At 42.7% G+C, this 279-nt stretch carries 1 pseudogene; it reads left to right on the top strand.

The window, feature by feature from the left end:
• Nucleotides 1–279, top strand: a pseudogene (locus ACODJP_RS13930) (catechol 1,2-dioxygenase); the annotation flags it as partial.

Here is a 279-nt window from a genome sequence, read left to right as displayed (position 1 = left end):
ATGCCAAAGCTGGTATTACAGGCGGTACACCTCGTACTATCGAAGGTCCACTTTATGTTGCTGGCGCACCTGAATCAGTTGGCTTTGCACGTATGGATGACGGAACCGAGACTGGCAAAATCGATACCTTAATTATTGAAGGTACGGTAACCGACACTGATGGCAATATTATTGAAAATGCCAAAGTTGAAGTATGGCATGCCAACAGTTTAGGTAACTATTCATTCTTTGATAAGTCACAATCTGACTTTAACTTACGCCGTACCATTTTCACCGATG

It is taken from the genome of Pleomorphochaeta sp. DL1XJH-081 (assembly GCF_049310885.1).
Lineage (GTDB): Bacteria > Spirochaetota > Spirochaetia > Sphaerochaetales > Sphaerochaetaceae > CAYZJV01.
This window is presented reverse-complemented; position numbering and strand designations above follow the sequence as displayed.